The organism is Pseudomonas sp. PvP100 (assembly GCF_017833055.1).
Lineage (GTDB): Bacteria > Pseudomonadota > Gammaproteobacteria > Pseudomonadales > Pseudomonadaceae > Aquipseudomonas > Aquipseudomonas syringae.
On the sequence record NZ_JAFIBO010000001.1, the window covers coordinates 5,227,865 to 5,253,463 of the forward strand.

Below are 25,599 nucleotides of genomic sequence, written 5' to 3' on the forward strand. Positions count from 1 at the left end.
AACAGTGGCTCTGTGCGTCAGATGCACACGGACGTGACATCTGACTGCACTAATCTGAAGTCCTTACGTTGCCTGCCGAGCCTTCCATGCCCGACCTGCTTGACCACTACCCGCTGTCCGAGGGTACTTACCACGAAATGCTCGACGCTGACGGAGCCGTTCGCCCGCACTGGCGTCGTCTGTACGAGCACATGCGGCGCAGCAGCGCGGCGCAACTGATCCAGCGTCAGGCCCTGCTGACCCGGCAGATTCAGGAAAACGGTGTCACCTACAACGTGTATGCCGACCCCAAAGGCGCTGATCGCCCGTGGGAGCTGGACCTGTTGCCGCACATCATTGCAGCGGATGAATGGCAGCACGTCGCGGCAGGGATTGCCCAGCGTGCGCGGTTGCTCAACGCGGTGCTCGCGGACCTTTATGGCCCGCAGACGCTGATCGCCAATGGCCTGCTGCCCGCCGAGCTGGTGTTTGGCCACAACAACTTTCTCTGGCCGTGTCAGGGCGTCAAGCCCCCTGAAGACACGTTCCTGCACATGTATGCCGTTGACCTGGCGCGCACCCCGGACGGGCGCTGGTGGGTCACAGCCGACCGTACCCAGGCGCCCTCGGGTGCCGGTTATGCGCTGGAAAACCGCCAAAGCGTCGCGCGTGCCCTGCCGGAAACCTATCGCGACCTGCAAGTCCGGCACCTGTCGGGTTTCTTCGACGCGCTGCAGCAGACGCTGGCCCGTCAGGCGCCAACCAGCAACGAGGCGCCGCTGATCGTCCTGCTGACGCCGGGCCGTTTCAACGAAAGCTACTTCGAACACTTGTACCTGGCGCGGCAACTGGGCTATCCGCTGGTCGAGGGTGGCGATCTGACGGTGCGCGATGCCACGGTCTACCTGAAAACTCTCAGCGGCTTGCGTCGGGTTCACGCCATCATGCGCCGGCTGGACGATGACTTCTGCGACCCTCTGGAATTGCGTACCGACTCTGCGCTGGGTGTGCCGGGGCTGCTTGAGGCTGTGCGTCAGGGCAATGTGCTGGTCGCCAACGCGTTGGGCAGTGGTGTGCTGGAGTCCCCAGGGCTGTTGGGCTTTTTGCCGAAAATCAGTCAATACCTGTTCGGCGAGGATCTGATTCTGCCCTCGGTAGCGACCTGGTGGTGCGGAGAGCCGCCGGTGCTGGCCCAGGCGCTGGAAAAGCTGCCGGATCTGTTGATCAAGCCGGCGTTCCCCTCACAGCACTTCGCGCCGGTGTTCGGCCGTGACTTGAATGAGGCGCAACGCCTTGCACTTGCCCAGCGCATGCAGTCGCGGCCCTATGCCTACGTCGCTCAGGAGCTGGCGCAGTTGTCCCATGCTCCGGTGCTGCAGGCTGATGGCTCCGGTTTGCAGCCGCGCGCCATCGGCATGCGGGTGTATGCAGTGGCAAGCCTCGACGGCTATCGCGTGCTGCCGGGCGGCCTGACCCGTGTGGCCGCCGAAGCCGATGCCGACGTGGTTTCGATGCAGCGTGGTGGGGCGAGCAAGGACACCTGGGTGCTGGGCGAGCGCTCGCACCTCGGCGAGCCGTGGAAGGGCCAGCGTAAGCTGGGTGTCTACGACTTGATCCGTCGCGACCCTTATCTGCCGTCACGGGTGGTGGAAAACCTGTTCTGGTTCGGACGTTACTGCGAGCGCTGCGACGACAGTGCGCGCCTGCTGCGCATCATGCTGACGCGCTACGTCGACGATGATGACCCTCTCGCGCTGCAAGCCGCCGTCGCGCTGGCCGAGACCCTGGGCATGCTGCCCGAGGCGCAGGAGGGCGAAGAGCTGAAGGATCGCCTGCTTGTCGCGCTGCTGGGGGACGAGTGGCCGTTCAGCCTTCGGGCCAATTTGCAGCGGCTGCAATGGGCCGCTTCGCAAGTGCGTGGCAAGTTATCCAAGGAAAACTGGCAGGCGCTGGTCGAGTTGCAGCGCGAAGCCTTGAGCCTGGAAAGCGAAGAGCCGGATTTCGGCGAGCTGCTGGATTTTCTCAACCGTCTGGTGATGTCGCTGGCGGCGCTGTCCGGTTTTGCACTGGACGACATGACCCGTGACGAAGGCTGGAATTTCCTCATGATCGGGCGACGGATCGAGCGCCTGAAGTTTCTCAGCACCAGTCTGTCGGCGTTTTTGCGCGGGCTGGTGGTTTTCGAACGGGCCGGGCTGGAGTGGTTGCTGGAGTTGGGCAACAGCAGCATCACCTATCGCTCGCGCTACATGGCCGTGCCGCACCTGATTCCGGTGCTCGACCTGTTGCTGCTCGACGATCAGAACCCGCATGCGGTGCTGTTCCAGCTCAAGCTGGTGCAGCGCTCGTTGCGCCGCTTGAACGACGAGTTCGATGCGCCACGCGATAGCAGCCTGTCGGTGTTGGCGCAGCGTCTTGCCGCGTTCGACCTGGGCAGTCTGGAGAACCCTTTATTTGGCCAGAGCAGTATCGATGCCGTGCTCGACGGGCTGGCGGACTTGCTGCAAAGCATTGGCGACAGCAGTGGCCTGGCGTCCGATCGCCTGGCGTTGCGCCATTTTGCCCACGTCGATGATGTCAGCCAACGCACGGTGTCTGTCTGATGAGCGCTTTCTACCAGATTTTCCATGACACGCATTACAAGTACGACAGCCCGGTTTCGCTGGCCCAGCAACTGGCGCACCTGTGGCCGCGCAGCAGTCCCTGGCAGCGTTGCACCGAGCAGGCGCTGGAGATTCTTCCTGAACCCACTACGCGTCGCGATGAGCTGGATGTGTTCGGCAACCCGCTGACTCGTCTGGCCTTCGAGCGTCCGCACGATGAGTTGCAGGTCAATGCGCGGTTGCGTATCGAGGTCATGGAGAAGCCGTTTCTGGACTTCAATCTGTCGCCGGAATGGGAGGTGACCCGCAGTGCGCTGACGTACAGCGCCAAGCCGATGACCGAGGACATTCTGGAGGCCTGCCGCTATCGCTTCGAATCCCCCTACGTTCACCTGAAGCGCTCGTTCGTCGAATTCTCGCAGGTCTGTTTCCCGCCTGGCCGCCCGTTGTTGCTGTGCGTACAGGCCTTGATGGAAAAGATTTTCGAGGAATTCACCTTCGATGAAGAGGCCACTCAGGTCGCCACGCCGCTGGTGGAAGTGCTGGAGCGGCGGCGGGGCGTGTGCCAGGACTTCGCCCATTTGATGCTGGCGTGTCTGCGCTCCCGGGGCCTGGCAGCGCGCTATGTGAGCGGCTATCTGCTCACCCAGCCGCCACCGGGCCAGCCCCGGCTGATCGGTGCCGATGCCTCGCACGCCTGGGTCTCGGTATTCTGCCCGGCCTCTGGCTGGGTCGACTTCGACCCCACCAATAATGTGCAGCCTGCGCTGGAACACATCAGCCTGGCCTGGGGGCGCGATTTCTCCGATGTCTCGCCGTTGCGTGGCGTGATTCTGGGCGGCGGCACGCATGATCCGGATGTGCGGGTCACGGTGATGCCGGTCAGCGGCTAATTACCGGGTCCCGTGAATCGTTCTTCAAAAGGGCGCTCTCTCGCGAGGGTCCGCGGGACCATTTGACGCACGTTCTTGGAACCCCGGCCCTGATCGGGCACTCTCTTCCTACATCAGTTTTACGTTAATCAAGTCCTGCCCTGGAGATTCAAATGATTCGCAAGCTTGTAGCGATTTCGCTGTTGTCATTGGCCAGTGGTCAATTGCTGGCTGCCGAGTGCTCGGTCACAGTCGATTCGACCGATCAAATGATGTACGACACCAAAGCTATTGAGATCGACAAGGGCTGCAAGGAATTCACCGTCAACCTGACTCACTCCGGCAGCCTGCCGAAGAATGTCATGGGACATAACTGGGTACTGGGCAAAGAAGCCGACGCTCAGGCGATCACCACTGACGGCATGTCGGTTGGCATCGACAAGGATTACGTGAAACCGGACGATACCCGCGTCATTGCCCACACCAAAGTCATCGGTGCTGGCGAAAAGGATTCGGTGACGTTTGACGTGTCGAAGCTTGATCCGGCGGAAAAATACCAGTTTTTCTGCACCTTCCCGGGCCATATCAGCATGATGAAAGGCGCTGTGACCCTGAAGTAACGACAGGTCCCCGGAGCGTCTGAGAGTATCGTTCCTCACGCTCCGTGGAATGCCGTTTGTGACGCTCTGCGTCACAGATCTGAGCCGCTGCGCAGATTCAGGATCGGACGCGTAGCGTCCAGAACTGCATGCCGACGCAGAGCGTCGGCACGATAGCCAGCAATGAGCGTCACAAATCCGTGCCGCGCAGATCACTCATGGTGCGTAAGGCAATTCGCGTTTGTGCTGGGTCTTGGCGTAGGTTTCGCAAATGATCCGGAACGCTTCTTCACGTACCGGCTCGCCGTGCAGGAAGGCGTCGATCTCGGCGTAGGTCACGCCGTGCGAGGCTTCGTCCGGTTTGCCAGGTGACAGGTCTTCCAGGTCCGCAGTCGGCACTTTCTCGACCAGTGATTCAGGTGCGCCGAAATGGCGGGCGATGGCGCGTACCTGGTTTTTCACCAGGCCGCTCAACGGTGCCAGGTCGCAGGCGCCGTCGCCGAACTTGGTGAAGAAACCCATCACCGCTTCGGCCGCGTGATCGGTGCCGATCACCAGCCCCTGGTACGCCCCGGCGACGGTGTACTGCGCGACCATGCGCATGCGTGCTTTGGTGTTGCCGAGCACGAAATCCACCGAGGTCGCCGGGAGTCCGTCGAACGCCTTGACCTCGGCGGCCAGTGCCTTGACGCTGCTGCCGATGTTGATGGTATGGCGCTCGTCCGGCTCGATGAAGTCGACAGAGGCCTGGGCTTCGTGCTCATCGGCCTGCACCACGTAAGGCAGGCGCACTGCGATGAAGCGGTAGGCGTTGTCCCCCGTGCTTTCACGTAGCTCCTTGACCGCACGCTGGGCGAGCAAACCCGCCGTCAGCGAGTCGACCCCGCCGCTGATGCCGAGCACCAGGGTCTTGAGCCGTGCGTTCTGCAAGCACTCCTTGATGAAGTTGACGCGGCGGGCGACCTCGGCCTGCAGCGCGTTCTGGTCCGCGAAAGGTGGCTGGACCTTGAGCTGTTCAGCAATCTGGCGCTGTACGGCGTGCATGATTCACTCCTCGTAGATAGGACAATTCAAGCGGGTTTTTCCGGGCTAGGCAAATTCGGCACCTTGAACACATGCCGCAGGTAGGCGACAAAGTTCGGGTCCTTGCACTGCGTCTTGCCGGGCTCGTCAGAGATTTTCGCCACGGCCTGACCGGCGCACGCCGTCATTTTCAATACCATGTTCATCGGCGCAATGCCCGGTATGTCGGCCGTCAGGTTGGTGCCGATCCCGAAGCTGACATTGATGCGCCCGCGCAGTGCGCGAAAGATATCGAGCGCCTTGGGCAGGTTCAGCCCATCGGAAAACACCAGGGTCTTGCTCATCGGATCGATACCGAGCTTCTGGTAATGCGAGATGCATTTTTCGGCCCACTTCACCGGATCGCCCGAATCATGGCGCAAACCGTCGAACAGCTTGGCGAAGTACAGATCGAAGTCGTTCAGGAACGCATCGGTGGTGATGCAGTCGGTCAGCGCGATCCCCAGCAGGCCGCGATATTCGCGGACCCAGCAATCGAGCGCGGCAATCTGACTGTCGATCAGGCGCGGTCCCAGCTGCTGATGCGCCATGATCCATTCATGGGCCATCGTGCCAAGCGGCTTCAGATCGAGCTGGCGCGCCAGATGCACATTGCTGGTGCCGACGAACTGCCCGGGGAAGTCGTTTTTCAGGACGCCAAGCATTTCTTCCTGCACGCGGTAGGAGAACCGCCGGCGCGTGCCGAAGTCTGCCACTTTCAGCTCGGCCAGTTCGTCCGTCGTGGCATGCGTGGTCAGCCACTCGAACTTGTCATACAGACGATTCCGCGCCTGACTGAGCAGGGTGTCCGGGTAACGATGCCGGTTGCGCACTTCGCTGACGATGGCCAGCAGCGGCACTTCAAACAGGATGACGTGCAGCCACGGTCCGTGCAGGCGAATGCACAGTTCGTCATTCTCGATGGTGGTTTTCACGTAGCGGGTATTGAAGCGGAACAGCCCGAGAAAGCGCAGGAAATCCGGTTTGATGAAGGTGATGCGCTCCAGAAAAGCCAGGTGTTCGGGGCTCAGCGACAGCTCGCACAGCAGCTCGATCTGGTGCTTGATTTCATCCAGATAGGGGCGAAGGTCCTCCCCGTTGCGGCAACGAAACTCCCACTCGACGTCCACGTTCGGGTAGTTGTGCAGGACGGCCTGCATCATGGTCAGCTTGTAGAAATCGGTATCGAGCAGGCTTTGCACGATGCGATTGGAAAAGGCGCTCTCGCTCATTGAATCAGGCTCTCCAGAGCAGCCGGATAAAGTGGGGCGCGTGACTTCCTGTCTGTCACCATGGAAGGCTCACGGCCGGATGGGTGTGCATTGTCGCCCTTAAGCGGGGGGTTGATCCAACTGTTCCAGCATCCACTGTAGAAAAACCCGGATTTTGGGCACGTCGGCGGTGTGTTCCGGATAGGACAGGTAGTAGGCGCTGTTAGTGCTGGGCAATGCGTAATCCCAGGCAATCACCAGTTTGCCCTCGGCCAGTTCCTCCTCGACCAGAAAGCGTGGCAGCAGCGCAACGCCGCAGCCGACCTGGGCCGCGCGGATGCACATATAGAAGGTTTCAAAGCGTGGCCCGTGATAGCTGTGGTCGGTGTGATAGCCCTGGCTTTCGAACCATTCATGCCAGGCTTCGGGGCGGAAGGCATTCTGCAGCAGGACCAGCTCGCTCAGTTGGGTCGGGTCGCCGAGCGGCTCGTCGGGCAGGCTTTCGGGGGCGCACACCGGCACCAGTTCCTCGCCGAACAACTTCACGCTTTCTGCACCGGGCATGGCGGCCTGGCCGAAATAGAACGACACGTCGCAGCGGCCCTTGATCAGGTCATCGGATTCCTGCTCGTTGATCAGGTCCAGGTGAATGTGCGGGTGACGCAAGCGCCAGCCCTTGAGGCGCGGCACCAGCCAGCGGGCGCCGAATGTCGACGGGGTGGAGACCCGCAGCACCTCGGTTTCCCCGCCGTAGGAGCGCAGGAAGTGGGTGGACATCTCGATCTGGGTCAGGATCTTGCGCACTTCGGCCAGATACAGCGCCCCGGCTGGCGTCAGTTGCAGACGGCGGCGCACGCGCTGAAACAGCAGGTGCTGAACCAGCTCTTCGAGTTGCGCGACCTGCTTGCTGACAGCGCTCTGGGTCAGGTTGAGTTCTTCTGCTGCGCGCGTGAAGCTCAGGTGCCGGGTCACTGCCTCAAAGCATTGCAATGCGGCTATCGAGGGCAGATGACGTTTGTTCAGCATGATGACTTCTCTGTTTGCGGCGCGAAGGGGCTGGCGTAAGCAATATGAATTATCGGAATGATATCTCGCTTAAAGGTCGTTTGTCGGGCGTATACAGGGACGTTATTACTGGCGTCGCGTGACGCGCGTTTCAGAATCTGACGATGGCTGCGGCAGACCGCGTTTAATCCGCTAGCCTCAAATGGTGCGTCTCGTAGCGTTCGCGCACCGGGCGTGTGCAATTCGGTGACGTGGGCTGTTACAGGTGGGTTGCCCATCATGGCATGTGCTGGTTGCTACTCGGGTGCGCACGGGTTGCTCTTTTTTCTTCCGGGGTTGCACCTTGCGCGCTCGAAGCAACCAGAGTGCTCTGTTGCGCGGCGTTGCATGATGGATCGACACGAAAAACGCGACATCTCCTTCAACTAAAAAGCGATGGCACGCGCCTTGCTCTGAGCAACTCTGTATCTGTTCGATCATGAAAGTGCCAACTAAAAAAATATCCTCAGGAGCACCACTTATGTCGCATACGTTTTACAGGAAAGGTTTTCTGGCAATTGCAGTGGCTACTGCATTGGGCGTGTCTTCGTTTGCACAGGCGGACGTGAAAATCGGCGTCGCGGGCCCGATGACCGGCGCGAATGCGTCGTTTGGTCAGCAGTACATGAAGGGCGCGCAGGCAGCAGCCGATGCGATTAATGCGGCAGGTGGTGTCAACGGGGAGAAAATCGTACTGGTCGCGGGCGATGACGCCTGTGAGCCCAAGCAGGCCGTGGCGGTTGCCAACCGCCTGGTGGATCAGGACAAGGTGATTGGCGTGGTCGGACACTTCTGTTCATCGTCGACCATTCCGGCTTCGGATATCTACAGCGATGCAGGGGTGATTGCCATCACGCCAGGCTCGACCAACCCGACCGTGACCGAGCGAGGCATGAAAGAAATGTTCCGCATGTGCGGTCGTGACGATCAGCAGGGTATCGTTGCCGGTGACTACATCGTCGACGTGCTCAAAGGCAAGAAAGTCGCCGTTATCAATGACAAGGACACTTACGGCAAGGGCCTCGCTGACGCAACGGCCAAGCAACTGACCGCGCGTGGCGTCAAGCCGATCCTCGAAGAGGGTCTGACCCGTGGCGAGAAAGATTTCAGTGCGCTGGTGACGAAGATTCGTTCGGTGGGCGCTGACGTCGTGTACTTCGGCGGTCTGCACCCGGAAGCCGGTCCGCTGGTTCGGCAGATGCGCGAGCAGGGCCTCAAGGACGTCAAGTTCATGTCCGATGATGGCGTCGTGACCGACGAACTGGTCACCACTGCGGGTGGCGCACAGTACGTCGATGGCGTGTACATGACCTTCGGCGCTGACCCGCGCGCATTGCCAGACAGCAAGGCTGTCGTGGAACAGTTCCGCAAGGCCGGTTACGAGCCTGAAGGTTACACCCTGTACGCTTACGCTTCGGTACAGGCCCTGGCGGCCGGGTTCAATGGCGCCAAGTCCAACAAGGGTGACGCAGCCGCCGTCTGGCTCAAGGCCAACCCGGTCAAGACTGTCATGGGTGAAAAAGCCTGGGATGCCAAGGGTGACCTGAAAGTCTCCGACTACGTGGTTTACCAGTGGGACGCCGCCGGCAAATACAAGCAACTCGAAAAACAGAAGTGAGATAGACCTCGCGTCGGCCCTGCGCGTCAGGCGCTGACCCGATGATGGGCTCGCCCAAGAGCGAGCCTGCATCTCTTTTAGCGTTTTCGGACCTGTCGGTCATGCCTCACGAGGGTGTGACTGGCGGGGTGCTGAGCTGCCTTTTTGTGTGAGTGTGCGTGATGGATGGAATCTTCCTGCAACAAATGGTCAACGGACTCACTCTCGGGTCTGTCTACGGCCTCATCGCCATCGGTTATACGATGGTCTACGGTATCATCGGCATGATCAACTTCGCCCATGGCGACGTGTACATGATTTCCGCCTACCTGGCCGCCATCGGCCTCGCTGTTCTGTCTTTCTTCGGCGTGGAATCCTTTCCATTCCTGATTCTCGGTACGCTGATCTTCACCATTGTGGTCACTGGCGTTTACGGCTTCGTCATCGAGCGTGTGGCGTACAAGCCACTGCGCAACTCGACCCGTCTGGCGCCGCTGATCAGCGCCATCGGCATTTCCCTGATCCTGCAGAACTACGCACAGATCAGCCAGGGCGCGCGCCAGCAAGGCGTGCCGACGCTGCTCGAAGGTGCGTGGCGCTTTGAAGTCGGCAGCGGCTTCGTGCAGATCACCTACACCAAGATCTTCATCCTCATTGCCGCCTTCGTCGGCATGGGCGTGCTGACCTACATCATCAAGTACACCAAGCTGGGCCGCATGTGCCGGGCCACGCAGCAAGACCGCAAGATGGCCTCGATCCTCGGCATCAACACCGACCGGGTCATTTCCTATGTGTTCATCATCGGCGCTGCCATGGCTGCGCTGGCCGGTGTGCTGATCACCATGAATTACGGCACGTTCGACTTCTATGCCGGCTTCATCATCGGCATCAAGGCGTTTACTGCGGCCGTGCTGGGCGGGATCGGTTCGTTACCGGGTGCCATGCTGGGCGGTTTGATCCTGGGGGTTGCCGAGTCGCAGTTCTCCGGTCTGATCAACTCCGATTACAAAGACGTGTTCAGTTTCGGCCTGCTGGTGCTGATTCTGATCTTCCGTCCCCAAGGCCTGCTGGGTCGCCCACTCGTGGCGAAGGTATAAGTATGTCCGCTCCTGTTGCTGTTCCAGTTTCCAAACCTGTTGAAATCAAGAAGAGTCTGATAGACGCCGTGGTCGCCGGGTTGCTGGCGCTGATCGTGTTTGGCCCCATCGTCGGGATCGTGCTCGATGGCTACAGCTTCAACCTGCAGCCGACCCGCGTGGCCTGGCTGGTGGGCGTGGTCATGATCGGTCGCTTTCTGATCAGTCTGTTTCTGCAAACACCCAGAGGCCTGCGTGTTTCCCAGAGCTTCGAAAGCTCCGACTCCGGCGTGCATGTGCTCAAACCGGATCATCGATCACGCTTGTACTGGATCATTCCGCTGCTGATCGTGATTGCCATCGTGTTCCCGATCTTCGCCAACAAGTACATTCTGACCGTGGTCATCCTCGGTCTGATCTACGTGCTGCTCGGCCTGGGTCTGAACATTGTGGTCGGTCTGGCGGGGCTGCTCGACCTTGGCTACGTGGCGTTTTACGCCATCGGTGCTTATGGTCTGGCGCTGGGCTATCAGTATCTGGGCCTGGGCTTCTGGTCGGCGTTACCGCTGGCGGCGATTGCGGCGGCGCTGGCCGGATGCATTCTCGGCTTCCCGGTGTTGCGCATGCATGGTGACTACCTGGCCATCGTGACCCTCGGGTTCGGCGAGATCATTCGCCTGGTGCTGAATAACTGGCTGTCGTTCACTGGCGGCCCGAACGGTGTGCCGGTGCCCGCGCCCACCTTCCTCGGGCTGGAGTTCGGCCGACGCGCCAAGGATGGCGGGGTGCCGATCCATGAATATTTCGGCTTCGATTACAACCCGGACCTGAAATTCATCTTCATCTACGCCGTGCTGTTCCTGGTCGTGCTGGCGGTGTTGTTCATCAAGCATCGCCTGACGCGCATGCCGATCGGGCGTGCCTGGGAAGCCTTGCGCGAGGACGAGATCGCCTGTCGTTCGATGGGCCTCAATCACGTGCTGGTCAAGCTGTCGGCGTTCACGATTGGCGCATCGACAGCAGGCCTTGCAGGGGTGTTTTTTGCCAGCTACCAGGGTTTCGTGAACCCGACCTCATTCACCTTTTTCGAGTCGGCGCTGATTCTGGCGATTGTGGTGCTGGGCGGCATGGGCTCGACCGTCGGTGTGGTGATCGCCGCGTTCGTGCTGACCGTTGCGCCTGAACTGCTGCGCAGCTTCTCCGAGTACCGCGTGCTGCTGTTCGGGATTCTGATGGTGCTGATGATGATCTGGCGACCACGCGGCCTGATTCGCATCAGCCGCACCGGGGTGAAACCGCGCAAAGGCGCGCTGGTGACAGAGGGGGCTGCGCGATGAGCACTGAAGTGATTCTCTCCGTCGAGCACCTGATGATGCACTTTGGCGGCATCAAGGCCCTCAGCGACGTCAGCCTCAAGGTCCGTCGCAATTCGATTTTCGCCCTGATCGGCCCCAACGGTGCAGGCAAGACCACGGTCTTCAACTGCCTGACCGGTTTCTACAAGGCCACTGGCGGACGCATCGAGCTGCATACCCGTGGCAAGACCACCAACGTGATCAGGCTGTTGGGCGAGCCGTTCCAGGCGACTGACTTCGTGTCGCCGAAAAGCTTCCTCAGCCGGGTGTACTACAAAATGTTCGGCGGCACCCATCTGGTCAACAGGGCAGGGCTGGCGCGCACGTTCCAGAACATTCGCCTGTTCAAGGAAATGTCGGTGGTCGAAAACCTGCTGGTCGCCCAGCACATGTGGGTGAACCGCAGCCTGATCAGCGGGATTCTGAATACCAGGGGCTACCGCAAGGCCGAAGAGGACGCGCTGAATACCGCGTTCTACTGGCTGGAGGTGGTCGATCTGGTGGACTGCGCCAACCGTCTGGCTGGCGAGTTGTCCTACGGGCAGCAACGCCGTCTGGAGATTGCGCGAGCCATGTGCACGCGGCCGCAGGTGATCTGCCTGGATGAGCCTGCTGCCGGCCTCAACCCGCAGGAAACCGAGGCACTCAGCGGCATGATTCGTCTGCTGCGTGACGAGCACGACATGACCATCGTGCTGATCGAGCACGACATGGGCATGGTCATGGGGATTTCCGACGATATTGTGGTGCTCGACCATGGCAACGTGATTGCGATGGGCGGGCCGGAACAGATCCGTAACGATCCCAAGGTGATCGCCGCGTATCTGGGCGCTGATGAAGAGGAGCTGGTATGAGCAAGCCGATCCTCGAACTGAAAGAGATCGATGTGTTTTACGGGCCGATTCAGGCCCTGAAGAAAGTCTCGCTGCACATCAATGAGGGCGAAACGGTGAGCCTGATCGGCTCCAACGGCGCGGGCAAGTCCACGCTGCTGATGTCGATCTTCGGTCAGCCGCGCGCGGCCAGTGGGCAGATCATCTATCAGGGCACCGACATCACCCAGAAGTCCTCGCATTACATCGCCTCCAACGGCATTGCGCAGTCGCCGGAAGGGCGGCGGGTCTTTCCCGACATGTCGGTCGAGGAAAACCTGATGATGGGCACCATTCCGATTGGCGACAAGCATTCGGCCGAAGACATGCAGCGCATGTTCGAGCTGTTCCCCAGGCTCAAGGAACGTCGCAATCAGCGCGCCATGACCATGTCCGGAGGCGAGCAGCAAATGCTCGCCATCGCCCGCGCGCTGATGAGTCGTCCGAAGCTGCTGTTGCTCGATGAGCCAAGCCTGGGCCTGGCACCGATCATCGTCAAACAGATCTTTTCGACCCTGCGTGAACTGGCAGCCACGGGCATGACGATATTCCTGGTCGAGCAGAACGCCAACCATGCGCTCAAGCTGTCTGACCGGGCCTATGTCATGGTCAATGGCGAGATTCGACTGTCCGGCACCGGGAAGGAATTGCTGGTAAATGAAGAGGTAAGGAACGCTTATCTGGGCGGGCACTGAATTCGTCAAAACCCTGCCGTTTTCTTCGCGCGCCCCGGATGCTCAAACATCCGGGGCGCGGTCGTATGCAATTGTGGAAAACAATTTTGGCGCGTCTCATAAGTGCGACATAAAACCGCTGCAAATGATTGTTTTGTCACCGTTTTGACTTGTTCAGGTTTACTGTGGAACCGGCTGTTAATAACTTGGGAGTATTTGCCTGAAGCCCTTTATGCATAAGGCCTGTAGAAGAGTGGTTAAATTTCGTACAGAGGTTTTCGGCCGACTTTACGGGGCGTTTGTCAACAGCATAGAGGCTGGTCGTTCATACAGCTTTTTCAGGTTAACAGCCTGTGGATAAGTCTGTTAACAAGCCTTGGAAAGACGGCCCCGGACGTTATAGGGTCTGGGCTACAGGCCATCACCGTTTTCTGACGCTTGGCGACCTCTTGACGGTGTCGGGCAAAGTCAAGGAAAAAACTTCGCCTGATACGCTGCAGGCCCCGAAACACGTGACGTGCAGCGTCACTGACTTGCCCCCAGAGATTGTGGGTCTGACTGTGGATAAGGTGGGCAAAAGTGTCTGTGAGGCCCGTGGCGCAAGGCTTGCTTCGGGTTGGTTGTTTTTTGTACAAATACACTCGGTTGTTGCATCGATGTCCCGCTGACGGGCATTCTGCTGCCCTTGCCAGAAACTTATTAACAGGCAGCGCTGTTTTTGCGCCATGTCAGGAGAATGAAATGACTTCCACTGTATTCATCACGGGCGCCACTTCCGGTTTTGGCGAGGCGTGTGCCCGCCGTTTCGCCGAGGCAGGCTGGTCGCTGGTGCTGACCGGTCGACGCAAGGACCGCCTGGATGCCTTGAGCGCCGAGCTGTCGAAGCAGACCAAGGTGCATACGCTGGTGCTGGATGTGCGTGACCGCAAGGCGATGGAGAGCGGCATTGCAGGTTTGCCTGAAGAGTTCGGCAGCATTCGCGGGCTGATCAACAATGCCGGTCTGGCCCTGGGAATCGATCCTGCGCCCAAGTGCGATCTGGATGACTGGGACACCATGATCGACACCAACGTCAAAGGTCTGGTGTACACCACGCGTCTGCTGCTGCCACGCCTGATCGCGCATGGTCGCGGCGCGAGCATCGTCAACCTGGGTTCGGTCGCCGGTAACTATCCGTATCCGGGCGGCAACGTCTACGGTGGCACCAAGGCCTTTGTCGGGCAGTTCTCGCTGAACCTGCGCAACGACCTGATCGGCACCGGCGTGCGCGTCACCAACCTTGAGCCGGGGCTGTGCGAGAGCGAGTTTTCGCTGGTACGTTTCGGCGGTGATCAGGCCAAGTACGACGCCACCTACGCAGGTGCCGAGCCGATTCAGCCTCAGGACATCGCCGACACCATCTTCTGGATCATGAACACGCCCGCCCACGTCAACATCAACAGCCTGGAACTGATGCCAGTCAGCCAGACCTGGGCCGGCTTTGCGATTGATCGCAACCGCGGTTGATTGACGTGCTGATCGGGCCGCGCAGCTGGGGCCCGATCAGCTGTCTGCCGGCGTTGGCGGCGGGAATGCGCTGACGAAGCGGTTTTCGACGAAATCCGCCAGGCCGATGTAGCAGGTGGCCAAGTGGTAGGGCGTGGTCGACGGCATGTCGCTGCGGCTGACCCTGCCATCGGGCTCGACGCACTCGTTCCAGCCCCTGGCATGCAGAAAGCGCTGCTCGAAGGCCGACAACTGCTGAGTCAAGGCCAGCTCGCAGTCCGGGCGCAGGGCCATGGCCCGCAGGTATTCCGCCTGGGCCCAGATACGCTGGGTGGCATCGCGCACCGTACCATCGAGCGCCAGCATCGCCGTCACCGCCCCGCTGTGTGGATCGACGCCCTGCGCCTGTGCGTAGGCGAACGCGCGGGTCATGGATTCATGCAGCTCGCGTCCGTGCAGTTCCGGCGACGATTGCAGCAGGAAGAACCATTCGAATTGATGACCTGGCTCGTACCAGTTATCCACAGCGCCCAGAGGCTTCTCCAGCATCACGCCGGTTGCCGTATCGACGAAACGGCGCTGCATGTGGATAACCAGCGCGTCCAGTGCCGCTTGCGTGGCAGGGTCGGCACGCACCGACAGGGTGGCCAGAAAGGCCTCTGCCAGATGCATCAAGGGGTTTTGCAGCGGGCCGGTGCCCAACACCGACCAGTCTTCATCGAGCTGCGCCTCGTACAGTCCGTCGTCGTCGGCAAAGCGTTCTGCCACAACGTTAAGCGCTGCGTTGAGCACCGACTCTGCCAGCGGGTCCTGCACTTTCGCCCAGTAATGCGCGCAGGCAAAAATAATGAAGGCGTGAGTGTAGAGGTCCTTGCGGCGATCCAGCGGCTTGCCCTGTGGATCGATGCTGTAGAACCAGCCGCCATGCTCGGCATCGTGGAAGTGCTGTTGCAGAGAACGGAACAATTCACCGGCCCGCGCCCGTGCATCTGGCACTTGTGCGTGATCGATGAGGCTGGAAAACAGAAACAGCTGACGCGCACAGGCCATGGCGCGATAGCGTTGCGGCGGCAACGGTTGATCGCCGGCGTCGAGTGCTTCGTAGGGCAATGCCAGTTGCGCGTTCCAGCCAGGACCCTGCCACAGCGGAACGACGACCTGCATGAAGTGCTGCTGCAAGGCGGCGAACAACGAGGTCAATTCAGGCGTGGAGGCGGAACGGGTCACATGAGGCATCGGCTGGCATCGCGGCAGTGTCGAGGTGCGCAGCATGTTATCAGGATTGCTGCACCAAGACGGGTGATGATCGTTCCTCACGCCAGGCGCGTGAGGAACCTCTGGCAGTCAGCCAATCAGCGCCAGTCGCTCGTTGATCGCGGCTTCGATCCCTTGGGCATCCAGGCCGCACTCGGTGAGCATCTGCGCAGGCTTGGCGTGCTCGACGTAGACATCCGGCAGCCCCAGGTGCAATACCGACTTGAGGATATTGGCGCGTGCCAGGAACTCGCTGACCGCAGCACCGGCACCGCCCATGACGGCGTTTTCTTCCAGTGTGACCAGCAACTCGTGATTGGCGGCAGCTTCGCTCACCAAGGCTTCGTCCAGTGGTTTGACGAAGCGCATGTCGATCACTGTTGCGTCGAGCTTCTCGGCCACCACCAACGCCTCGGCCAGTTGCACGCCGAACGCCAGTATCGCAACGCCCTGGCCCTGACGCCGCACAACGCCCTTGCCGATCTCGACCGGTTCAAGATTGGCCTCGATCACCGCATTAGGGCCGGTGCCGCGTGGGTAGCGTACTGCCGCAGGGCCGGTATGCAGGTAACCGGTGCTGAGCAGCTTGCGCAGTTCGTTTTCATCGCTAGGCGTCATCACCAGCATGCCAGGGATGCAGCGCAGGTAGGAGAGGTCGAAGCTGCCTGCGTGAGTCGGGCCGTCTTCGCCTACCAGCCCGGCGCGGTCGATGGCGAACAGTACGTCGAGGTTCTGTACTGCGACGTCGTGAATCAGCTGATCGTAGCCACGCTGCAGGAAGGTCGAATAGATCGCCACCACCGGCTTGCTGCCTTCGCAGGCCATACCGGCAGCCAGGGTCACTGCGTGTTGTTCGGCGATGGCCACGTCGAAGTAACGCTCGGGGAAGCGTTCGCTGAACGCGACCAGGTCCGAACCTTCCTTCATCGCAGGCGTGATGCCGACCAGCCGTGCGTCAGCGTCGGCCATGTCACAGATCCACTGGCCGAACACGCCGGAGTATTTCGGTGCGCTGATCTTTTTCTGCGCGGCAGGCGCATTCAGCGGCTCGAGCTTGGTGATGGCGTGATAGCCGATCGGATCGACTTCGGCCGGCTCAAAACCCTTGCCCTTTTTGGTCACCACATGCAGAAACTGCGGGCCCTTCAGGTCACGCATGTTGCGCAGGGTGGCGATCAGGGTCGGCAGGTCGTGGCCGTCGATAGGACCGATATAGTTCCAGCCCAGCTCTTCGAAGAGCGTGCCCGGGACCAGCATGCCTTTGGCGTACTCCTCGGTGCGCCGCGCTATTTCCCAGGCACCGGGAAGGCGCGAAAGGACCTTTTTGCTGCCTTCACGCATGCTGCTGTAGGTGCGGCTGGAAAGAATCTTGGCCAGGTAATTCGACAGCCCGCCGACATTGCGCGAGATCGACATGTCGTTGTCGTTGAGGATCACCAGCATGTCGGCGGCCACTTCCGGCGCGTGGTTCAGCGCTTCGAAGGCCATACCGGCAGTCAGCGCCCCGTCGCCGATCACGGCAATCGATTTGCGCTCGCTGCCCTGCAGGCGCGAGGCAATCGCCATGCCCAGCGCGGCGCTGATCGAGGTGCTGGAGTGCCCGACACCAAAGGTGTCGTACTCGCTTTCGCTGCGACGCGGAAAGGCCGCAACCCCGTCCTTCTGGCGCAGGGTGGACATGCGCGCGCGACGGCCGGTGAGGATCTTGTGCGGATAGGCTTGATGACCCACGTCCCACACCAGACGGTCGTCCGGGGTGTCGAAAACGTAATGCAGCGCGATGGTCAGCTCGATGACCCCTAGACCGGCACCAAAATGCCCTCCGGTCTGGCCAACGGAATACAGCAATTCCAGGCGCAGCTCATCGGCCAGGGTTTCCAGCTCGGCTTCGCCCAGACGGCGCAGGCCGTGCGGGGTATCGGCTCGGTCGAGCAACGGCGTGACCGGGCGCTCGCGGGGGATCTCTTTGAACGTCGTGGGCATCAGGCGAATCGTTATAAGTAAAAGAGGCGGCAGTTTACCTTATGCATCGTACGCTGCCCATGAAGTGAGTCGGCGGATGATCTGCCGACTGACATGTGTAATGACTGAGACCACGATAAAGCGTGGTTGATTCAGCGGATTTTCCGGTTCGGGTGACAGTTGTCAGTGGCGACGTTCGACGATGTAGCGCGCCAGCTGGCGCAACGGCTCCGCGGCGGCATCGAACGGGCTCAGCGCCTGCAGCGCCTGATCACGCAGTTCCAGTGCGTAGTGTTTGGCCGCTTCCAGGCCCAGCAGCGCCGGGTAGGTCGGCTTGTCGCGGGCGATGTCGGCACCCTGGCGCTTGCCGAGGGTCGCGGTATCGCTTTCGACATCGAGAATGTCGTCCTGAACCTGAAAAGCCAGGCCGATTGCACGCGCGTAGACCTGCAGAGCATCGAGTCGCGGCTGATCGGCGTGACCGCTGGCCAGTGCGCCCAGCCGGACGCTGGCTTCGATCAATGCACCGGTCTTGTGGCGATGCATGTATTCCAGCGCGGCCTGATCGAGCTTCAGCCCCACTGAACCCAGATCGATAGCCTGACCACCCACCATGCCTGCCGGTCCGGCCGCATTCGCGAGGGCGGTAACCATCTGCAGACGCGTCTCGGCATCGCGTGACGTCAGGTGGGGGGCGAGCAGGGCCGTGAAGGCCAGGCTTTGCAGGCCGTCACCGGCGAGGATTGCGCAGGCTTCATCGAAGGCCTTGTGCGTGGTCGGCTGGCCGCGACGCAGGTCGTCGTCGTCCATTGCCGGCAAATCGTCATGTACCAGCGAGTAGGCGTGAATCAGTTCAACGGCACAGGCGGCGCCGTTGGCATCCTCGGCTACACCGCCCAGTGCTTCGCAGGCGGCATACGCGAGCAGCGGGCGCACGCGCTTGCCGCCGTTCATCACGCTGTAGCGCATGGCTTCGTAGAGGCGTTCGAGCTCAGGGCCCGGAGCCTTGAACAGCCCGTCGAGTGCTGCGTTGACGCGAGTCTGGCTTTGCGCTTGATAGCTCGCGATCATTCGGGGAGTTCCGCATCGTCGAACGGCTCTTCGCTTAGCTCGCCATCGCGTTCCAGCAGCACCTGAACCTTCTGCTCGGCCTGGGTGAGGGCGCTCTGGCAGTCGCGGGTCAGGCGTACACCTTGCTCGAAGGCGGTCAGGGAGTCTTCCAGCGACAACTCGCCATTCTCCAGCCGCTCTACCAGCGCTTGCAGATCAGCGAGTGACTGTTCGAAATCCAGTGCAGCTTTCTTGCGGGCCATGGGGGCATTTCCGGTAGAGGTTAAACCGCGCGACACTAGCAGAGCGAGGGCGTCTGGGCAAATTGCGACGACGGAGCCGCGCTCTTCAAGCGCCTGTCGGGTTCAACCTGCCGCGAATCCGTTGCGCAGGTCTGCGATCAGGTCTTCCGGGCTTTCCAGGCCTACCTGCAGCCGCAGCATCGGGCCAGCGCCGCGGTCAGGACCGTGTTGTTCGACTTCCGTGATGAGGCTTTCAAACCCACCCCAGGAGTAGCCGACGCCGAACAGTTTCAACGCGCCGGTAAAGCGATCCAGCACCTGCCGGTCGGTGGTATTGAATTCGAAACTGAGCAAACCGTTGCAGCCGTGAAAATCGCGCTTCCAGATCGCGTGGCCTGGATCGTCCGGCAACGCGAGATAGAGCACGCGGGCAACCTGGGGCTGGGCCTGCAGCCATTGTGCGATTTGCAGCGCGTGACGCTCATGCATGGCCATGCGCGCCGCCAGACTGCGGGCACCACGCAGCACCAGATAGGCATCATCGGGGCTGACGGTATTGCCCACGGCGGTGTTCATGGTTTTCAGGGCATGCCAGTGCGCTTCGGTGGTGCTGACGCTGCCCATCATGACGTCGGAGTGGCCGGCCACGTACTTGGTCAGGGCCATCAGCGAAATGTCCGCGCCCAGCTCCAGCGGCTTGAACAACACCCCCGAGCCCCATGAGTTATCCACAGCCAGCAGCAGATTCCTTGCTTTGCACAGCTGTGACAGGGCAGGCAGGTCACACATGTCGAATGTCAGCGAGCCGGGCACCTCGGCATAGATCATCCGGGTGTTGGCCTTGATCAGCGATTCCACGTTACTGCCGTCGGCCGCGTAGAAATCGAACTGGATGTCGAAGGCCGTCAGCATGGTTTTCGCCAGCCGCCGAACAGGGCCATAGACCGATTCGGTGATCAGGACATGATCGCCGGGACGCAGAAACGATTGAAACATCTGCGCCACTGCGGCCAGCCCGGTCGGGTACAGGCAGGTGCCGTGTGCGCCTTCGAGCTCGGAGATCAGGTCTTGCAAGGCAAACGCAGTCGGGTTGCCGTTGGCACCGTAAGTCAGCGAGCGCTCAGGCCCCGCGGTGCGAATTTCCGCCTGCCGCAAGCTTTCCAGACTGTCGAACAGCACTGTACTGAGGCGCACGACGGGTGGGTTGACCGCAATCCCGGGCCCGCTGCTGGCACTGCGTCCGCTTTGCGACAGGGCGGTGTGGGCACGAGGGTCTTTGTCTTGCGGCATTGGAGGCTCCGGGTGGAAAAGGCTTGCAGGCTGCGGCGCTGGTACCCGCAAGCGTAATGCATCGTGCGCCTGGCAGGTATCACTGATCGTTCAACATAGCGCTCGCGTAGAACTCATGCAGTTTCGCTTGCAGTAACTGTCTGTCCGGCAGGCGGGTCTGGTACTCGGCAATCAACGCGGGTGAAAGCGAGCGGTTCAGAGCGTACTCGACGACTTCGTCGTTTTTGCTGGCGCAGAGTAAAACGCCAATGGCCGGGTTTTCATGGGGTTTGCGTTCGTTGCGGTCCAGCGCTTCCAGGTAGAAGTCCAGCTTGCCGAGGTATTCGGGCTCAAAGCGGCCGACCTTGAGCTCAATGGCAACGAGGCAGTTGAGGCCTCGATGGAAAAACAGCAGATCCAGAGCAAAGTCCTGGCCGCCGACCTGCAACGCGTACTCGGAGCCGACAAAACAGAAATCGCGGCCTAGCTCGATCAGAAAGTCCCTCAGGCGTTTCAACAAGCCGCCATGCAGGTCCGCCTCGGCGTGCCCCGGTGGCAGCTCCAGAAACTCCACCATGTAGGCATCACGGAATATATCCAGTGCGGCCGGCCGGGTTTCCTTGAGCATCGCCGAGGCTTTGGCTGGCTGGGTGACAGTGCGCTCGAATAGAGCGTTCTTGAATTGGCGCTCAAGTTCGCGTTTTGACCACCTTTCCTGAGTTGCCATTTTCAGGTAGAACTCGCGTTCTTCAGGACGCTTGCTCTGGCTGAAAATGATCAGGTTATGTGACCAGGATAATTGTCGCGCCAGTGGCGCGACTTTCTCTTCTGCACGGTAAATCTCATAGAATTGACGCATGCGAAAAAGGTTGCTGCGCGTGAAACCACGCAGTCCTGGCTGGGTGGTGGCCAGATGCTCGGCAAGCTGGGTGACCACCGCGTCACCCCATTCAGCGTTTTCAAGCTTGCGACTGATGTAAGCGCCGACTTGCCAGTAAAGCTCGATCAATTGGGTGTTCACCGCTTGTGCGGCCTGCTGTCGAGCGCTCCGGATCATGGCGAGCACTTCATCAAAGCGATCATGTACAGGCGTATGCGGTGTGTTGGGAGTACTCATACTGAAAGTACTCCACTGCGTGGCAACCTGATGGGCGATTGCAAGCGAAAGTCTGGAAGAACAGTTGTTCGGCTCATAAAGGCGCGTCCTTGGGCGGTGGCTAAGGTCGGCTACTTTACGTGCAGATCAGGACGTTCTGTTCCAGAGTTTCCTGTGGGTTTGTAGCATCAGGTTTCTGTCCGCGAAGGACTTGACGTGTGCCTTATTTATCCAGATCGGACGCCTGATGCCGCTCCGGAACCTGATCGGCTTCTTCGCCCCAGGTGCGATTGACCTTCTGGCCTTTGATAACGGCAGGGCGTGCGGCGATTTCTTCTGTCCAGCGAATCAGATTCGGGTATTCGTGTACCGAGAGGAATTCGGCAGCCGAATACACCTTGTTCTGCACCAGCGCGCCATACCATGGCCAGACCGCGATATCGGCAATCGTGTAGGTGTCGCCAGCCAGGTAGCGGTGCTCGCCCAGGCGACGGTTCAGCACATCGAGTTGGCGCTTGGCTTCCATCGCGAAGCGGTTGATGGGGTATTCGAGTTTTTCGGGCGCATAGGCGTAGAAATGCCCGAAACCACCACCCAGATACGGCGCAGCGCCCATCTGCCAGAACAGCCAGTTCAGCGTTTCGGTACGGCCTGCCGGGTCGGCGGGCAGGAAGCTGGAAAACTTCTCTGCCAGGTACAGCAGGATAGAGCCGGACTCGAATACACGAACAGGTGTTTCATGGCTTCGATCCAGCAATGCCGGGATCTTGGAATTGGGGTTGATCTCGACAAAGCCGCTGGAGAACTGATCGCCCTCGGAGATGCGGATCAGCCAGGCATCGTATTCCGCGCCGCTGTGCCCGAGCGCCAGCAGCTCTTCGAGCATGATCGTGACCTTCACGCCGTTGGGGGTGGCCAGCGAATAAAGCTGCAGCGGGTGCTTGCCGACCGGCAGCACCTTGTCGTGCGTGGGGCCGGCGACGGGCCGGTTGATGCTGGCGAACGTGCCGCCCGCTTTTGTTTCCTGCTGCCAGACCTTCGGCGGGGTGTAGGACGTTTGGGTCATGAGGAGCCTCGCTTGTTCAAGGGTGATCGCTGGACCGGTCGTGTTGCAAAGGACCATTGACGTTATAGATCAACGCGCGTGCAGGGAAGTGCCTTGCGATCGTGAACGAGTGTGGCGAGGGGCTCATTTCGCTACCGCTGGGAGTTTGTGGAATATTCCTACAGCAACTAAGGCGGCATCCTATAGCTGTGGCCGGGTAAAAGAAGAGAACATGTGTTCGCAGCATGAGGCCATAAGGTTAGCCATTTATGATCTTGGTTGTCAAAGTCGCTCTCTCTGATTTACCTATTAATAGCTGGATACCGTATGCCGTCTTTTTGCAGTCCGGGCGTTATGAAGTGGCGTGACCTGATCATCAATCTTGTTTCCAAGGAAATAAAAATCCGTTACATGGGCGCAACGTTGGGCTTCGTCTGGTCATTGGGCAATCCGCTGGTTGTAACACTCACGTATTACACGGTGTTCACCTATATTCTGCCCAGCAGTCAGGATCGCTTCGCGCTGCACCTGGTGACAGGTGTTGTGCACTGGATGCTTCTGGCACAAATTGTTTCGCAAAGCGGAGAGTGGCTGATCAATAACGGCAACCTCATTCGAAAGTTGCGTTTTCCCCGTCTGTTACTACCCGTGTCCGGTGCGCTGGCAATCGTTGTTTTCTGGGCCGGCTGCATGCTCGTCTATGCATCGCTATTTGCCATGCTCGGTGGCGTCTTTTCGCGTGCGCTGTTGTTTTATCCGATTGTGCTGATCGCATTCATGGCATTGATCATGGGCTTTGGTCTGGCGCTCAGCGTCATTCAGGTCACCGTACGGGATGCCAAGCACTTCATCGACGTGTTTCTACCCTTGCTGTTCTGGCTCACACCAATCGTATGGGTGACCTCATCGCTGCCCGACGGTATCGCCCGCATTGCGGCCTATAACCCTGTAGCTCTTTATTTCAACAGTTTCACCAGCATTCTGCATGCCGGAGTCGTTCCGGAGACCCGTGATCTGCTGCTGTGCGTGCTCATGGGCGCTGCGTCGCTGCTTGTGGGCCTGTTGATGTTCAGGAAGGTGGACGACGTGGTGGAGTATCTATGAATCGCGTCGTCATCAAGGCAGAAAACCTCACCAAACAGTTTGTTCTGCGCCACAACAGGGGTGGTTTGAAGAAGAAGTTTCTGGGGCTGTTTGACGCTCAATATCGTGAGCGTGCCGAAACATTCACGGCAGTCAGCGATGTATCGTTCACCTTGCACAAAGGTGAGTCGCTTGCACTGGTGGGGCATAACGGTTCAGGTAAAAGTACCTTGTTGCAATTGGTCTCACGCATTCTTGTGCCCACCAGTGGGCGTCTGACCAGCGTGGGTCGGGTGGCACCGCTAATCGAAATAGGGGTGGGTTTTCACCCTGAACTGACCGGCGAGGAAAATATCTACCTCAATGCCAGCCTGTTTGGATTGAGTAACAAGGAAGTGCGTTCGCGTTTCAACGAGATTGTCGATTTTTCCGGGTTGGGAAACTTCATCGATACGCCGGTAAAGAACTATTCGTCAGGCATGTACATGAGGCTGGGTTTTTCAGTCGCCGTTCATGTAGAGCCTCAGACATTACTGGCTGACGAAGTTCTTGCGGTAGGGGACGAAGAGTTCAAGCGCAAATGCCACGAACGAATTCGCATGATGCAGGATGACGGGATGGCCTTGATTCTTGTTACCCACGCAGTAGAAGAAGGTAAAGAGTTTTGCCAGCGTTACTTGACGCTCGAGCGTGGCCGGATGACCGAGCACGGTTACTACTGATTCATTGTTTCGCGATGCCATGCTTCCAATCAACTTGGCCATCACCCCATTCATAAAGGTATTTCCATGTTGCAAATTATCGTTCCGATGGCCGGGGCCGGGAGTCGCTTTGCGGTTGCGGGCTACACCGATCCCAAACCGTTGATTCCTGTACATGGTGTACCGATGATCAAGGTCGTGATCGACAACCTGACGCCGGAGTGCCCGCACAGATTCATCTTTATCTGTCAGGCGGAACAGGTCGCCCGTTACGGGCTGAGGGAAAAACTGCGTACCTGGGCGCCCGGCTGCGAGATCGTCGAACTCGGCGGCCTGACCGGGGGCGCTGCGTGCTCGGTGTATGCAGCGAGGCACCTGCTCGATGACAGCCAGCAAGTGATGATTGCCAACAGCGACCAGTACGTCGATGTGGATATAAACGCCTATCTGCAGGTAATTAACGAGAGCGATGCAGAGGGCTTGATCATGACCATGAAAGCCAGCGATCCGAAATGGTCGTTCGTGGGCTTCGGTGCAGCAGGCCTGATCGACCGTGTGGTGGAAAAAGAGGTTATCTCTGACGAGGCCACTGTCGGCATCTATAACTTTCGCCGTGCAGGTCAACTGATATCGGCCATCGAGGCGATGGTCGCGAAAGATCTTCGCGTCAATGGCGAGTTCTATGTCGCACCGGTTTACAACGAGCTTATCGGGCAGGGCGCCAGGGTCATTCATTACAGCATTGGTGCAGAAGGTCATGGCATGTATGGCCTGGGCATCCCGGCAGACCTCAACCAGTTCCTGTCGTTGCCGCTGAGCAGGCAGGCAGCCTCGGGAAAAGAGGCCTGACATGCAGATCATCAGCCATCGCGGCTATTGGCTGCAAAGGCCAGAGCGCAATCTGCCCGAAGCTTTTCATCGATCATTCGACCTTGGCTTCGGCACCGAAACCGATGTCCGTGATGTGGCTGGCCAGCTGGTTATTTCCCACGACATGCCCGCGGGCGGCGAGCTGACGCTGGACGGCCTGCTCGACATCATGGCGGGCCGCAACCTGCCGCTGGCCATCAACGTCAAGGCGGATGGCCTGGCGCAGGCTCTCGCTGAAACCTTCGCGCGGTACGGCCATACCAACTGGTTCGCCTTCGATATGGCGGTTCCGGACATGCGCAGTTACCTCAACGCCAACCTCATCACTTACACCCGTCTCAGCGACGTTGAGCCTTCGCCTGCCTGGCTTGAACAGGCTGCAGGCGTCTGGCTTGACGGTTTTGAGGGTGAGTGGTTCTCCAACCAGGTCATTGGCGATCTTCTTTCCCTGGGCAAGCGGATTTGTGTGGTGTCACCCGAATTGCACGGGCGTGGTCATGACGCCCTGTGGCAGCAATTGCTTGAGTTCAGGTCGCAGGACCGTTTGATGCTGTGCACTGATCTTCCCGCAGACGCAGCCACTTTCTTCACGTGAGGC

23 protein-coding genes are annotated in these 25,599 nt (G+C 59.8%); 13 read left to right on the forward strand and 10 right to left on the reverse strand.

Going from position 1 to position 25,599, the window contains the following annotated elements:
• Positions 1 to 86 precede the first annotated feature (86 nt).
• The 3 genes from JOE39_RS22535 (at position 87) to azu (ending at position 4,074) form a co-directional block, all read left to right on the forward strand.
• Positions 87 to 2,582, forward strand: coding sequence for a circularly permuted type 2 ATP-grasp protein (locus JOE39_RS22535; RefSeq protein WP_024663832.1), 2,496 nt, complete (start codon positions 87 to 89; stop codon positions 2,580 to 2,582).
• Entirely contained in the window at positions 2,582 to 3,475 is an 894-nt protein-coding gene (locus JOE39_RS22540; RefSeq protein WP_003393517.1) for a transglutaminase family protein, read from the forward strand. The genes JOE39_RS22535 and JOE39_RS22540 overlap by 1 nt, the downstream gene beginning before the upstream one ends.
• Before the next feature lie 152 nt (positions 3,476 to 3,627).
• Positions 3,628 to 4,074, forward strand: coding sequence for an azurin (azu, locus tag JOE39_RS22545; protein ID WP_003319566.1), 447 nt, complete (start codon positions 3,628 to 3,630; stop codon positions 4,072 to 4,074).
• Positions 4,075 to 4,269: 195 nt separating this feature from the next.
• Here the strand turns inward: azu and nadE are convergent, their stop codons facing one another.
• From nadE to JOE39_RS22560, 3 genes are all read right to left on the reverse strand, one after another.
• On the reverse strand, positions 4,270 to 5,097 hold the full coding sequence (nadE, locus tag JOE39_RS22550; RefSeq protein ID WP_010407724.1) for an ammonia-dependent NAD(+) synthetase: 828 nt from the start codon (positions 5,095 to 5,097) through the stop codon (positions 4,270 to 4,272).
• A gap of 26 nt (positions 5,098 to 5,123) precedes the next feature.
• A complete protein-coding gene (gene pncB / locus JOE39_RS22555) occupies positions 5,124 to 6,347 on the reverse strand; it encodes a nicotinate phosphoribosyltransferase (protein WP_003393514.1) in 1,224 nt (407 codons plus the stop codon).
• A gap of 99 nt (positions 6,348 to 6,446) precedes the next feature.
• Positions 6,447 to 7,352: a LysR substrate-binding domain-containing protein gene (locus JOE39_RS22560; protein ID WP_003393513.1), complete on the reverse strand. Its 906-nt coding sequence runs from the start codon at positions 7,350 to 7,352 to the stop codon at positions 6,447 to 6,449.
• Between the two features lie 499 nt (positions 7,353 to 7,851).
• Between JOE39_RS22560 and JOE39_RS22565 the strand changes: the two genes are divergently transcribed.
• From JOE39_RS22565 to JOE39_RS22590, 6 genes are all read left to right on the forward strand, one after another.
• Positions 7,852 to 8,988 carry a branched-chain amino acid ABC transporter substrate-binding protein gene (locus tag JOE39_RS22565; protein WP_004393977.1) on the forward strand — a complete coding sequence of 379 codons (1,137 nt, stop codon included), beginning with the start codon at positions 7,852 to 7,854 and terminating at the stop codon, positions 8,986 to 8,988.
• A 161-nt stretch (positions 8,989 to 9,149) separates the two neighbouring features.
• Positions 9,150 to 10,064: a branched-chain amino acid ABC transporter permease gene (locus tag JOE39_RS22570; protein WP_003317221.1), complete on the forward strand. Its 915-nt coding sequence runs from the start codon at positions 9,150 to 9,152 to the stop codon at positions 10,062 to 10,064.
• Positions 10,065 to 10,066: 2 nt separating this feature from the next.
• Positions 10,067 to 11,380 carry a high-affinity branched-chain amino acid ABC transporter permease LivM gene (gene livM / locus JOE39_RS22575; RefSeq protein ID WP_003422334.1) on the forward strand — a complete coding sequence of 438 codons (1,314 nt, stop codon included), beginning with the start codon at positions 10,067 to 10,069 and terminating at the stop codon, positions 11,378 to 11,380.
• Positions 11,377 to 12,252, forward strand: coding sequence for an ATP-binding cassette domain-containing protein (locus JOE39_RS22580; protein ID WP_003317225.1), 876 nt, complete (start codon positions 11,377 to 11,379; stop codon positions 12,250 to 12,252). The genes livM and JOE39_RS22580 overlap by 4 nt, the downstream gene beginning before the upstream one ends.
• Complete coding sequence (locus tag JOE39_RS22585; protein ID WP_003317226.1) at positions 12,249 to 12,965, forward strand: ABC transporter ATP-binding protein; 717 nt, start codon at positions 12,249 to 12,251, stop codon at positions 12,963 to 12,965. Before JOE39_RS22580 ends, JOE39_RS22585 begins: the two co-directional genes overlap by 4 nt.
• Positions 12,966 to 13,685: 720 nt before the next feature.
• Positions 13,686 to 14,450 (forward strand): SDR family oxidoreductase, encoded by a 765-nt coding sequence (locus JOE39_RS22590; RefSeq protein WP_003317227.1) that lies wholly within the window; start codon positions 13,686 to 13,688, stop codon positions 14,448 to 14,450.
• A gap of 36 nt (positions 14,451 to 14,486) precedes the next feature.
• Here JOE39_RS22590 and JOE39_RS22595 read toward each other — a convergent pair whose 3' ends face one another.
• The 7 genes from JOE39_RS22595 to yghU all read right to left on the reverse strand — a co-directional run bounded on the left by JOE39_RS22595 (position 14,487) and on the right by yghU (position 22,368).
• Positions 14,487 to 15,701, reverse strand: coding sequence for an AGE family epimerase/isomerase (locus JOE39_RS22595; RefSeq protein WP_004393994.1), 1,215 nt, complete (start codon positions 15,699 to 15,701; stop codon positions 14,487 to 14,489).
• A 72-nt stretch (positions 15,702 to 15,773) separates the two neighbouring features.
• Entirely contained in the window at positions 15,774 to 17,666 is a 1,893-nt protein-coding gene (dxs, locus tag JOE39_RS22600; RefSeq protein ID WP_003422330.1) for a 1-deoxy-D-xylulose-5-phosphate synthase, read from the reverse strand.
• A 162-nt stretch (positions 17,667 to 17,828) separates the two neighbouring features.
• A complete protein-coding gene (locus JOE39_RS22605; protein WP_024665259.1) occupies positions 17,829 to 18,716 on the reverse strand; it encodes a farnesyl diphosphate synthase in 888 nt (295 codons plus the stop codon).
• Positions 18,713 to 18,958, reverse strand: coding sequence for an exodeoxyribonuclease VII small subunit (locus JOE39_RS22610; RefSeq protein ID WP_002551852.1), 246 nt, complete (start codon positions 18,956 to 18,958; stop codon positions 18,713 to 18,715). The genes JOE39_RS22605 and JOE39_RS22610 overlap by 4 nt, the downstream gene beginning before the upstream one ends.
• Positions 18,959 to 19,060: 102 nt before the next feature.
• On the reverse strand, positions 19,061 to 20,227 hold the full coding sequence (gene metC, locus JOE39_RS22615; RefSeq protein ID WP_024648559.1) for a cystathionine beta-lyase: 1,167 nt from the start codon (positions 20,225 to 20,227) through the stop codon (positions 19,061 to 19,063).
• A 79-nt stretch (positions 20,228 to 20,306) separates the two neighbouring features.
• On the reverse strand, positions 20,307 to 21,323 hold the full coding sequence (locus JOE39_RS22620; protein WP_004394003.1) for a PDDEXK nuclease domain-containing protein: 1,017 nt from the start codon (positions 21,321 to 21,323) through the stop codon (positions 20,307 to 20,309).
• A gap of 202 nt (positions 21,324 to 21,525) precedes the next feature.
• Positions 21,526 to 22,368: a glutathione-dependent disulfide-bond oxidoreductase gene (yghU, locus tag JOE39_RS22625; protein ID WP_003317234.1), complete on the reverse strand. Its 843-nt coding sequence runs from the start codon at positions 22,366 to 22,368 to the stop codon at positions 21,526 to 21,528.
• A gap of 306 nt (positions 22,369 to 22,674) precedes the next feature.
• Between yghU and JOE39_RS22630 the strand changes: the two genes are divergently transcribed.
• The 4 genes from JOE39_RS22630 (at position 22,675) to JOE39_RS22645 (ending at position 25,596) form a co-directional block, all read left to right on the forward strand.
• A complete protein-coding gene (locus tag JOE39_RS22630) occupies positions 22,675 to 23,451 on the forward strand; it encodes an ABC transporter permease (protein WP_024665260.1) in 777 nt (258 codons plus the stop codon).
• Positions 23,448 to 24,152 carry an ABC transporter ATP-binding protein gene (locus tag JOE39_RS22635; protein ID WP_003393498.1) on the forward strand — a complete coding sequence of 235 codons (705 nt, stop codon included), beginning with the start codon at positions 23,448 to 23,450 and terminating at the stop codon, positions 24,150 to 24,152. Before JOE39_RS22630 ends, JOE39_RS22635 begins: the two co-directional genes overlap by 4 nt.
• Positions 24,153 to 24,218: 66 nt before the next feature.
• On the forward strand, positions 24,219 to 24,980 hold the full coding sequence (locus JOE39_RS22640) for a glycosyltransferase family 2 protein (RefSeq protein WP_024662686.1): 762 nt from the start codon (positions 24,219 to 24,221) through the stop codon (positions 24,978 to 24,980).
• Between the two features lies 1 nt (position 24,981).
• The gene (locus tag JOE39_RS22645) at positions 24,982 to 25,596 is read left to right on the forward strand and encodes a phosphodiesterase (RefSeq protein WP_016567084.1); all 615 of its coding nucleotides are present in this window, start codon (positions 24,982 to 24,984) and stop codon (positions 25,594 to 25,596) included.
• Positions 25,597 to 25,599: the final 3 nt, after the last annotated feature.